Origin of the sequence: Martinezella tropici (assembly GCF_008370325.1) — a bacterium.
In the GTDB taxonomy this organism is placed as follows: Bacteria; Pseudomonadota; Alphaproteobacteria; order Rhizobiales; family Rhizobiaceae; genus Rhizobium; species Rhizobium tropici_B.
On sequence record NZ_VNIP01000008.1, the window covers coordinates 359,327 to 370,841 of the forward strand.

Annotated in this window: 8 protein-coding genes; 1 reads left to right on the forward strand and 7 read right to left on the reverse strand. The window is 60.2% G+C overall.

Features of this window, described 5'->3' with window-relative positions; all coding sequences use genetic code 11:
• Positions 1-23 precede the first annotated feature (23 nt).
• Complete coding sequence (locus tag FP026_RS14800) at positions 24-881, reverse strand: AraC family transcriptional regulator (protein ID WP_149635376.1); 858 nt, start codon at positions 879-881, stop codon at positions 24-26.
• 183 nt (positions 882-1,064) lie between these two features.
• Between FP026_RS14800 and FP026_RS14805 the strand changes: the two genes are divergently transcribed.
• Positions 1,065-1,871 carry a Ku protein gene (locus FP026_RS14805; protein WP_149635377.1) on the forward strand — a complete coding sequence of 269 codons (807 nt, stop codon included), beginning with the start codon at positions 1,065-1,067 and terminating at the stop codon, positions 1,869-1,871.
• 40 nt (positions 1,872-1,911) lie between these two features.
• On the opposite strand, the gene ligD is transcribed toward FP026_RS14805, so the two are convergent.
• The 6 genes from ligD to FP026_RS14835 form a co-directional block, all read right to left on the reverse strand.
• Entirely contained in the window at positions 1,912-4,482 is a 2,571-nt protein-coding gene (gene ligD / locus FP026_RS14810; RefSeq protein WP_149635378.1) for a DNA ligase D, read from the reverse strand.
• A 2-nt stretch (positions 4,483-4,484) separates the two neighbouring features.
• Complete coding sequence (locus tag FP026_RS14815; protein WP_149635379.1) at positions 4,485-5,369, reverse strand: Ku protein; 885 nt, start codon at positions 5,367-5,369, stop codon at positions 4,485-4,487.
• 232 nt (positions 5,370-5,601) lie between these two features.
• A complete protein-coding gene (locus tag FP026_RS14820; protein WP_246665348.1) occupies positions 5,602-6,657 on the reverse strand; it encodes a hypothetical protein in 1,056 nt (351 codons plus the stop codon).
• A 330-nt stretch (positions 6,658-6,987) separates the two neighbouring features.
• The gene (locus tag FP026_RS14825) at positions 6,988-8,616 is read right to left on the reverse strand and encodes an MFS transporter (RefSeq protein WP_149635381.1); all 1,629 of its coding nucleotides are present in this window, start codon (positions 8,614-8,616) and stop codon (positions 6,988-6,990) included.
• 255 nt (positions 8,617-8,871) lie between these two features.
• Positions 8,872-10,224, reverse strand: a complete 1,353-nt coding sequence (guaD, locus tag FP026_RS14830; RefSeq protein ID WP_149635382.1) for a guanine deaminase — start codon at positions 10,222-10,224, stop codon at positions 8,872-8,874.
• Positions 10,221-11,462, reverse strand: a complete 1,242-nt coding sequence (locus FP026_RS14835; protein WP_149635383.1) for a urate hydroxylase PuuD — start codon at positions 11,460-11,462, stop codon at positions 10,221-10,223. Before FP026_RS14835 ends, guaD begins: the two co-directional genes overlap by 4 nt.
• Between the last annotated feature and the right edge of the window lie 53 nt (positions 11,463-11,515).

An 11,515-nucleotide genomic window follows, 5' to 3' on the forward strand; every position in this document is an offset into this window, starting at 1 on the left:
CTGAAAGATCGCGACGGCACGCTTTAGGAATGCAGCCGGTTTATCATTCCCGGGGTGAGGCCTAGAATGCGCCGCATCCAATGGGTCATATGACTCTGATGGGCAAAGCCGCTCGCCGACGCGATCTGGGCAAGGGGCATGTCGCCGGACAGGATGAGCAATCTTGCACGCTCGACCCGGCGTGCCAGAACATATTGATGAACCGGCATTGCGAATGCGGCGCGAAAGAGCGGCTTCAGATGCGATACGCTCAGCCCGGCAACCTCTGCCAGGTCGGCAAGAGACAGCGACCGGTCGATATGCTCTTCGATGAACTCCGCCAAACAGCGTTTTTGCCTGTTCGTCAACACCGCGCCGGTCGCAGTGATGTCCGCCGCTTCCTGCCCGCTGCCTTCCACCAGGCGGATCGCCAAGGCCAGCCCTAACGCTTCGGCATAGGTCCGGTCTGACGGTACGGGTGCCTCGATTTCGGTCTTGATGGCCCAGGCGATCGATTCCAGCCGGGCATCTCGAAGCTGGAACTTTGGTGTCAGCGAAACCGTATCAGGGTTTCGGCCAAGCGTGAGAGCGGCGGATTGAAGAAGCTCCGGATGAATATTCAGACGCAGAATGGTGCAATCGCGGTCATCTTCCCACCAGCCATCCAGTTCCGCCGGAACGACGTCGATATCGCCATGTTTCTGCCGGCGGCGATGCTGCAGGCCGTCGCATTGACAAAAAGCACTCACGGCTCGCCCGAAGTGAATGCCCAGCCGATGCGTCTGCGATCCCGGCACATGGGTGCGCCCGGCCTGAAGATGAAGGAAATTCGCCTCCAATCCCGTCCAGCCGCGATCCCTGCTGGAAAAGAGCATCGTGGCGGTACTGTTGAGCTGATCCATGATTTGCTGTTCCCGCCAAATCCCTCGCTCGCGGTTTGAAGCGATCCGGAGCAGTCTCGGATTATAGGCAAACCTGCCGATCCGGTCGAGTTGCCTTTTGGACGCGGCGGGAGCCATGGACCGGCCGGGCGGAACCATGCGGGGCAAAGACCGTTCCTCCTTCTCGTATTGGAGGAAAAATTCATGGCTCCGCGCTCGTTCTGGAAGGGCTATCTCAAGCTGTCGCTCGTGACTTGCCCGGTCGCTATGGCGCCGGCAATCAGCGACAACGAGAAGGTTCGCTTCCATACGCTCAACAGGAAGACAGGCAATCGCATCGTCAGCCGATATGTGGATTCCGTCACCGGCACAGCAGTGGATGAGGACGACGAGGTCAAGGGATATGAGCGTGGCGAGGATGACTATGTTCTGCTCGAGGACGAGGAGCTCGATGCTGTCGCCCTGGAAAGCACGCGGACGATCGATATCGAGATGTTCGTGCCGCGCGACGGCATCGAATGGATATGGTTCGATACGCCGCATTATCTGACGCCGGACGATCCCGTCGGCGAGGAGGCCTACTGCGTCATCCGCGACGCGATGGCGGCGAGCGGCATGGTCGGCATATCCCGGCTCGTCATGTACCGCCGCGAACGCGCCGTCATGCTGGAGCCTCGAGACAAGGGCATCGTGCTTTGGACCCTGCGCTTCGGCGACGAGGTTCGCGACGATCGGGATTACTTCGGCGATATCGCATCAAAATCGGTGGACACCAAGTTGATGCCGCTGGTCGAGGAGCTCATAGAAGAGCGAATGAAGCCGTGGGATCCCGCCATGGTCTCAGACCCCGTCCAGGAAAAGTTGCTTGAGATTATCGCCTCCAAGAAGAAGGGCCGCAAGCGTCCCGCCAAGGCGAAGATGGAGGAGGAAGCCGCGCCGAGCAATGTCATCAGCATCATGGATGCGCTTCGAAAGAGCCTCTCGCAGGAGAAGGGCGCAAAGAAGCGATAGTCCGAGCAATTTCTCCCGTCCGCAGGACAAATGCCCTTCCTCATGAGGCACGTTTTGCCTGAGATTGGCGCAGCGGCTCGGCGGCCGCTCTGAAGTTTGCCCAGGGATCCGACCGAAGCGCGGCAAGCCGCGTTGCCACGTTGGGCACGGTGAAGTAGTCCGGACCGATGGCGGGACTTAGTTCCTCCCACAATAGAGGCATGGAGACGGCGGCTCCCGGGCGAGCGCGGGTCGAATAAGGTGCGACCGCCGTCGAACCGCGCTGGTTTCTGAGATAATCGACGAGGATCTTGCCGCGTCGTTTCGATTTGGTGATGGTCGAAACGTAGCGCTCGGGGCTGTCGGCCGCCATCGCATCGGCGATATCCTTTGTGAAGGCCTTGATGGCAGGCCATTCGGCCTTGGCGACCAGCGGGCAGACGATATGCAGCCCCTTGCCACCCGAAGTCTTGATGAAGGGGACCAAGCCGGCCCGCTTCAGCCGCTCGCCGGTTTCTTCCGCGGCGGCGATGACCTCAGTCCAGGCGACGCCCGGCCCCGGATCAAGGTCCATGATGATCGTATCCGGCTTTTCCCAGTTGCCGACCATCGATCCCCAGGGATGGATCTCGAGAACGGCCGCCTGCACGAGGCCGATCAGGCCGTTCAGATCGCTGATACTCACATAGGGCTCTTCATCCTGCGGATCCTTCGCCAGGGCGATGTTCCGGTTCATGCCCTTCCAGGCGTGCTTCTGGAAAAAGTGCTGGCCGCTGATGCCGTTCGGGCAGCGTACAAGTGCGAGAGGCCGGCCGACGACGAAGGGACCCATGTAACGCCAAACCTCGCTGTAATAATCCGCAAGTCCTGCCTTGGTCACGCCCTCGTCCGGCCAATAGAGGCGGTCGCCATGCGTCAAGGATACGCTGCTGCGGACAGGCTTTTCGGCTGAAGTTCCGGTGGTGGTTTTCGGTGTTTCCCGAACGATATCGAGCGGGTTCTTATCCTCTCTCAAGCCACGGAAGGAGGCGTGACGCAGATGGCCATCGGCCGTCCATGCACGGAACTCGATCTCCGCCACCAGTTCGGGCCGCACGAAGCGGACGCCGCGATTTTCTTCCGCCGTCAGCTTCGTTGCAAAGGGATTTTTCTCCGCTTTCAGGCGGCCGAGCGTTTTGAAAAGCTGCTCGGCAACGACGTGCGTGTAGCCCGTTCCGACGCGACCGACATGTTCGAGCCTGCCTTTGTCATAGACGCCGAGAACCAGTGAGCCGATCGCCTTTCTCAATATTGTGGAGGGAACCCAGCCGCCGATAACGAATTCCTGCTTCGACGAACATTTCGATTTGACCCAGGTCTTTCCGCGACCGGGGCGATAGGGATCGTTGGCGATCTTCGAGACGATCCCTTCCAGGCTCAGCCGGCAGGCGTGGCTCAGCAGCAACTCGCCATTTTCGTCAAAATGGCTGCTGAAGCGAAGTATGCCGGTCTCGGATGGAATGATCTTCTGCAGCAGTTCCTTGCGGCTGACCAATGGACAAGAGCCGAGATCATAGCCATCCAGATGGAGGAGATCGAAGGCATAGAAGACAAAGCGATCGCTGCGGCCTTCGCTGAGGTCCGCCTGAAGTGCTGAAAAGTCCGAGGCGCCGGCCGTCGGCTCGACGACCAGTTCGCCATCGACGATCGCCGTACCGACGGGCAGGTCCTTGAAGGCGGCGATGATCTCCTTGCCGAACCTCCCGGTCCAGTCGAGTCCGCTGCGGGTGAGCAGCTTGATGCGCCCGGCCTCTATGCGGACCTGGAGCCGATAGCCGTCGAATTTGATTTCGTGCAGCCAGCGCGCGCCCGAGGGTGGCTTTGCCACGAGCGTTGCCAGGGCCGGCTCGATGAAGGCCGGCAAGTGAGCCTTCCTGGCTCCCTTCAAGGACGATGGATCGACAGTCTTCGCATCCGCTTCCGGTTCGGCTTTGCCCGTTTTTTCCTCAGCGGCGCCATTCGCCGTCCGGCTCCTCCTGCGATCGATCTTGCCGGTCTTCGAGGACCAGCCCGGTTTTTCGCCTTGGACCTCGTCGATGACGCGCCCCGTTTTCGCCGATTCCGGCCGCTCATCGAGGATGTCGGGTGCCCCTTCCGGGCGAGCCGCATCGTCTTCCCCCTTGATCAGCAGCCAGTTTTCCCGCTTTTCGCGTGGCTTTCCCGCCATACGGATCAGGTGCCAGCGGCCGCCGAGCTTTTTTCCATGGAGCTCGAATTCGAGATGTCCCTTGTTCAGGCCCTTATGGGGATCGCCAAGCGGCGTCCAGGAGCCCTTGTCCCAGACGAGGACGGTGCCTCCGCCATATTCGCCTTTCGGGATCGTGCCTTCGAAATCGCCGTAATCCAGCGGATGGTCCTCGGTCTGCACGGCGAGCCGTTTCTCGCCCGGCACGAGGCTCGGCCCCTTGGTCACGGCCCAGCTCTTCAGGACGCCATCGAGTTCGAGGCGGAAATCATAATGGAGCCGGCGCGCATCATGTTTCTGGATGACGAAGCTGTCTCCTGAGGCTCTCCGCTTTCCCTTGTTTGCCAGCCCTTTCGGCTCGGTCGTTCTCGTGAAATCACGTTTGCGGTTATAGGTTTCCAATGCCATCGTCAGCCCGCCTTGCGTTGCGACCGGGACGAGGATGCGGTGTGCGATTTCTCTGCCTTGCGAGAGGTCGAGCCGGCCTTCTGTGAGGCGTGCTTCGGACTTGCCTTGCGGCTATCCGCACCGGCGCTCTGGCGCAGGGCCTCCATGAGGTCCGTGACTTTGGCGACCTTTGCCGGCTTGCGTTGCGGGATCGCCCTGCCTTCGATCTTGGCTTTGACGAGCTCCGTCAGAGCTGCTTCGTAACGATCGTCGAATTCGCTGGCGTCGAAGCTGCCTTCCTTCGTGGTAATGATATGCTTGGCAAGATCGAGCATCTCGCCCTTGATCTTCATGTCGGGCACATCCTCGAAAGCGTCTCTTGCCGAGCGAACCTCATAATCGAAGTTCAAGGTGGTAGCGATCAGCCCCTTGCCGTGCGGGCGGATCATGAGGGTTCGCAGGCGGCGAAACAGGACAGCCTGGGCAATGGCGGCTACTTTCTTTCTGCGCATGCCCTCGCGGATCAGCGCAAAGGCTTCCTCGCTGGCCGACGCGGAAGGAGCGAGGTAATAGGGCCGGTCAAAATAAACATCGTCGATATCCGAGCACGCCAGGAAAGCCTTGACGTGCAGGACCTTGTCGCTTTCCGGCACGGCGGCGGCGACCTCCTCTGGCTCCAGCACGATGAAATCGTCCTTGTTGAGCTCATAGCCCTTGACCTGGTCGTCACGCGGCACCGGCTTTTCGGTCTGGCTGTCGATAAACTCGCGCCTGACGCGATTGCCGGTTTCCCGGTTCAGCGTATGGAAGGAAATCCGCTCCGAGGTCGAGACCGCCGCGTAAAGGGCGACGGCGCAGCTGACCTCTCCGAATTTCAGATACCCTTTCCATTGCGCACGCGGGCTCATATGCGGCTCCAAGTCGTCTAAGTTCCAACTCGACAATGGAAGTCAAACGACATTCGCCGATCATTGTTCCCAGCCTGCCCGGAAGCGGCGCACCATCAGCATGCTTGAAGCCATCGAGTAACGCCCGAGGCACCGTGTATGGACGCGGCTCCTTAAGGAAACCGCATCCATCGATGCCGTCCCGATCGAAACCGGCCCATCGAGACCAGGCGCCATCGATATCGGCTCAACGTCACTTCCAGCTGGTATAGTCCGATGCGACGCAGCCGAAGGGTGCGCGTTGATCGCCGAAGCGCTTCTTCAGCTGATCGCAGCCCCAGCGGTTGAGGGGAGCAGGCATCATATTGTTGAGATCCATGGCTGGCGACGTGAATTGCGAACTGGCGCTGGTCACATACCAGAGCCAGTAGCCGAGCACGCCGCCGATGATCAGGAGTATGACGAGGAGGAACCTTGCGAGCCGCGCCAGGATGGACGGGCCTTTTTTCCTTTGTGCGATGAGCTCCGGCGGATGGCCGCCCAGCTCGTCCGCCAGTGGCGCGAGAGTGCTGGCGCGCTCGTCTGCCGTCATGTCAATTCGCTCCAGGCGCTGATCGAGAAGCACGGGGAGCGCCGCATTTCCATGCCAGACGGCCAGGCCCACGGCTTTGCCGCCCTTTTCGCCGACGAGAAGAGGTTCCTGTCCCGGTTCGAAACGTGTATGTGCCGCTCTTCCAGTCCGTCTATCGGCTACCTTATCCGCATAGGTCACCATCAATCGCTTGCCTTTGCGCTGAAACGTGGTGATCTCCACGGGAACCGGCACCAATTGAGCGGGTTGGCGCAACTGTCCGCGAACTCGCCAGAGGCGCAAGAGCTGGAAGATCATGGCGATGCAGGCGCCGCCGAGCAGGGCAACGAACACGGCTAGCGTGATGATCCGGTTCCAGAGCTTTTCAAGCCCGAGGCTGAGGGTCGCCAATTCCGGGTGATCCGCGGAGATCACCAGGTCCGTTTCATAGTCGCCGGCATGGATGTCGACGAACATGATCTCGACATCCTTGTTGTAGTTCTGGCCCTTATAAGCATAATTGAGATGCGCGGAACACCCGGTGAAGAAGCCCTTCTGGGTCGAGCATTTTCCATCGCGGATATCGCCACTATCGAGCACGACGGGATTTTGGTTGATCGTCCAATCCCTCAATATGCCGGGTGTTTCGGAAACCGCCATGAAAACGGTCAGGCCGATCAATATCGGCAGTGAGAAGTAGACGGCTCTCGGCATTGAAATCACGCCCTGAGCCAGCATGAGAGCTCTCTGGGGAAGCTTAATCGTCGGGAATGTCATTGTCTGCCTGAAACTCCGAATGGTTGCGTAGGCATCCGCAAACCAAGGGCGAGGCGGCGACCTCGCAAAATCCTGGGGTCCGACTTTGCGCCTACGATTGCAGCGCGGAAAAATAGACGATTTGCGTGACAGCTCAATATGCGGCTGTGGAACATCCGCAACTTAAAGGCGGCGTTGTCGGTAAACGCTCGCACGGTGTGACCTTTTTGTCCCGCAAGGTTGACCTACCCCGTCGATATTCCCGTCGACCGTGATGTCAACGATCGGGCTGGCGCCCAGCCGTAAGCGTCATCAAGTTGCGTCGAGATAGGGCTTCAAGGGCATGTCATCACGCCTCGGCACCGTCTGCCGTTCGATCATATGGTGGATGATCGGCGGCTGATCGCCGCGATGCAGAGCATCGAGGTGTTCGGCGACCTCGACATCGGCATGCGTCTGGCGCTGGCTGTGGCGGACATAGTCTATCCAGGTCGGCAGATGGTAGCTTTCCGTCCAGGTGTTCGGCTTTTCCAGATCGCGCAGCAGCGACCATTGCTTTGCCCCATCCCGGATTCTCATCCGGCGTCGTTGCGCCATGACGGCCAGAAATTCCGGCACGTCTTCCTGATCGATGCTGTAATCCACCATCACCAGAATAGGGCCGCTTCGGGAGCGCAGGTCGAGCTGGAGCTGCGGTTCGCTGAAGGTGTTGGTCGGATCGAGGTTCAAGGATTCGAAGTCCGGCTGGCGCAGCAGGATACCAAGCAGGCCGCCTACGGCAAGAGCGGCGCTGGCGATGAAGAGCGCGCCGGTAACACCATGGGCGTCGGCCAGTTCGCCCCAGAGCCAGCTTCCCATGGCCATGCCGCCGAAGGTGGCGGTCTGGTAGAGCGAAAGCGCACGGCCGACGACCCAGCGCGGGGTCGAAAGCTGGACGGTGACGTTGAACAGCGAGAAGGCCTGCACCCAGGCGACACCTGCCGGCATGAGGAGAAGGCAGCTCAGCCACACCTGATTGCTCAACGCCAGAAAGATGCAGCTGACTGCCAGCGTGAAGAAGGCGCCGCGGATCACCCATTCATTGCTCAGGAGATCGCGAATGCGGCCGATCAGCAATGCCCCGCAAATGGCACCGAAGCCGAAGAAGCCGAGCATGATGCCATAGGTGATGGCAGTACCATGCACATGGTCGCGCGCGACGAGCGGCAGCAGCGCGAGAATGACGATCGCCGTCAGGCCGAAGGCGAAGCCGCGGCACATCACCTTGAGCAGATTCGGCGACATCAGGACATAGCGAAATCCGGCCGACATAGCACTGCCGAAGGGTTCTCGCGGCAGGGCGTTGCGGTCAGGCGCCTTTTCCCAGCGCCACAATGTAAAGATCAGGGCGAAATAACAGAAGACATTGAAAAGAAATGCGAAAGCAGCACCTGCCGCCGCCACGATGACGCCGCCGATTGCCGGCCCGATGCTGCGCATCAGATTGTAACTCATGCTGTTGAGTGCGACAGCACCCGGCAGGTGGTCGCGCGGCACGACATCGCCCATGGAGGCCTGCCAGGACGGATTGTGCAAGGCGCCGCCGCAGCCGATCAGGAATGTGAGGCTAAGCAGCAGCCAGGGCGTCAAGGCATTGGTGTAGGAAAGTACGGCCAGCGTCGCGGATACGCACAGCATCAGCATCTGCGCGATCAGCATGATCCGTCTTCGGTCGTAATTATCGGCCAGCGCCCCGGCTGCGAGCGAAAAGATCATGACAGGCAGCGTGGTGGAGGACTGGACCAGCGCCACCATGCCGTGAGACGTCGCAAGGCTGGTCATGAGCCAGGCGGCGCCGACACCTTCGACCAGCCCGCCGAGATTGGAGATGAGCGTTGCCGACCAGAGCGAACGGAATGTCCTGGACTGGAACGCGACGAGCGGCGAGGTTCTGTTGGGCATGTCGGCTTTTCTTCATCGGATTGTCTTGCTCGGCGGCGCGGCAAACTCTCCCAAAGCGCATGCACAGCCGAGTCGAACCCAGCCTATAGTGATTTGCTAAATTCCGAAATGATTTTGGAATAATATTCTCACTGGTGAAAATGCGCGCCGCGCCGGGCTGATCCGCAGATCCGTGGCCAGGCGAAGGCGCGCTCTATTTATCCATCGGGCCTGATGCCCATTTTTCCCAGAGAGATTGAAGTCGCATGGAAATCCCTATGCGAACAGGGCGGCTTCCGATCTTTGACTCACCGTCGCCTGCTGCTTTGCATCTTTCGCTTTCATCGGCTTGCCGGCGACATAGACCTCTCTGATGTTGCGGTCGTCGCCCATCGTCTGAAGGATGAAGAGCTCCTCGGCCAGCGAGGTTGCGGTGCGCATGCGGAATTCCATGGCCGACTTGGCGCTGGAATCAAGCACGACGATATCGGCATCCGCGCCCGCCTGCAGCGAGCCGATCTGCTTTTCGAGGCCAAGCGCCAACGCATTGCCGCGCGTCATGCGGTAAAAGGAGTTGAACGGCGTCAACCGCTGTCCCTGCAGATGCAGCACCTTGTAGGCCTCGTCCATCGTCTCCAGCATGGAGAAGCTGGTGCCGGCGCCGACGTCGGTCGCAACCGACCAGCGCGCGCCACGCTTGTCGAACTGTGCGGCGTTGAAAAGCCCGGAGCCAAGGAAGAGGTTCGAGGTCGGGCAGAAGACACCGACCGCGCCGGTTTCCGCCAGCACGGTAACCTCCCGTTCGCTCATATGGATGCAGTGGCCGAGCAGCGTGCGGCTATTGAGCAGACCATAGCGGGCGTAGATATCCGTATAGTCCTTCGCCTCGGGATAAAGGGAGGTGGCAAAGGCGATCTCGTCGCGATTTTCGGAGAGATGCGTCTGAACATAGCAGTCCGGATGCTCGGTGACGAGGGCTCCGCTCATCTCCATCTGCTCGGGCGTCGAGGTGATGGCAAAGCGCGGGCTGATCGCATAATGCGCGCGGCCGCGGCCATGCCATTTCGCAATCAGCCGCTTCGTCTCGTCGTAGCCGCGCTGCGGCGTATCGCGCAGCGCATCCGGTGCGTTGCGGTCCATCATCACCTTGCCGCCGATCAGGCACATGCCGCGTGCTTCGGCAGCCGTGAAGTACGCATCAACGCTTTCCGGGTGTACCGAACAGTAGGCGACCGCCGTCGTCGTGCCATTCGACAGGAGCTCGTCCATGAAGCGGTCTGCCACTTCAGCCGCGTGGGCGGCGCGAGCGAACTTCTGCTCCTCGACGAAAATATAGGTATTCAGCCATTCGAGCAGCTGCGCGCCATAGGAAGCGATCGCCTGCGTCTGCGGGAAATGCAGATGCGTGTCGATGAAGCCGGGCAGGATAAGGTTCGGGCGATGGTCCGCGATCCTGATGCCGGCATCGGCCAGCTTGCGAATGTCGCCATAGGAGCCGACTTCCACGATCTTTCCATCACGAACGTAGACGGCGCCGTCCTCGATATAACGGTAGGAGGCGGCATCATCGATGCCTTGCGGCTCGGCAAGGAAGGTCAGCACACGGCCACGGATCAGGATTTCATTCATTGGGTCTTCTCCCCATTGATGGCACTTTCGTACCAGGAAACGAGCAGGCGGCGCTCCTCGTCGGTAATATGCGAGGCGTTGGCCGGCGGCATTGCGTGGCTGCGCCCGGCCTGCAGATAGATCTCGCGGGCGTGGGCGGCGATGTCGCGGTCGGTCTCGAAGACGACGCCCTTTGGCGGCGCGATGATGCCCTCCCAGCTCGGCTCCTTCGCATGGCACATGGAGCAGCGCCCCATGATCGTATCGCGAACTTTCGGGAAGGCCTCGGCCGTGACGAAGGGCTGCTGGGTAGCCGAAATCTTGATGGCGGTTCCTTCGCCCGTGAGTATCTTCGGCACCGTGGAGAGCCACATAATGATGATGAACAGGACAACGGTGACGATCCACGTCCAGGTCGGGTTGCCGGCATTGGCGTGACGGGTGTTGAACCAGTGGCGGATCGTGACGCCCATCAGGAAGACGAGCGAGGCGATGATCCAGTTGAACTGCGTGCCGAAAGCCAGCGGATAGTGGTTCGACAGCATGAGGAACAGCACCGGCAGCGTCAGGTAGTTGTTGTGCGTCGAGCGCTGCTTGGCGATGCGGCCATATTTCGGGTCGGGCGTGCGGCCGGCGATCAGGTCGGCGACGACGATCTTCTGGTTCGGGATGATGATGAAGAAGACGTTGGCCGACATGATCGTCGCCGTGAAGGCGCCGAGATGCAGGAAGGCCGCACGACCGGTGAACAGATGTGTGTAGCCCCATGCCACCCCAACCAGAATGAAATAGAGCGCCACCATCAGCCGCGTATTGTCGTTGCCGAAGGGCGACTTGCAGATCAGGTCGTATAGGAGCCAGCCGCCAGCAATCGAGCAGAGCGAAATGGCGATTGCTACCGGCTTCGAGACGTCGAGCACGGCAGGGTCGATCATGTAGAGGTCTGCGCCGGCATAGTAGACGAGACAGAGCATGCCGAAGCCCGAAAGCCAGGTGACGTAGCTCTCCCATTTGAACCAGACGAGATGGTTCGGCATATTGGCCGGCGCCACCAGATATTTCTGGATATGATAGAAGCCGCCGCCATGAACCTGCCATTCCTCGCCATAGGCTCCAGGCGGCAAGGCCGGATGCTTTTTCAGGCCGAGGTCGAGCGCGACGAAATAGAATGACGAGCCGATCCAGGCAATCGCGGTAATGACGTGCAACCAGCGGACGGCAAAGGTTAGCCAGTCCCAGGCGATGGCATATTCATACATGGGAACTCCTCCCGATCTTTACGGGACTGTTTGCCATCGCTCGATTTTCTCGA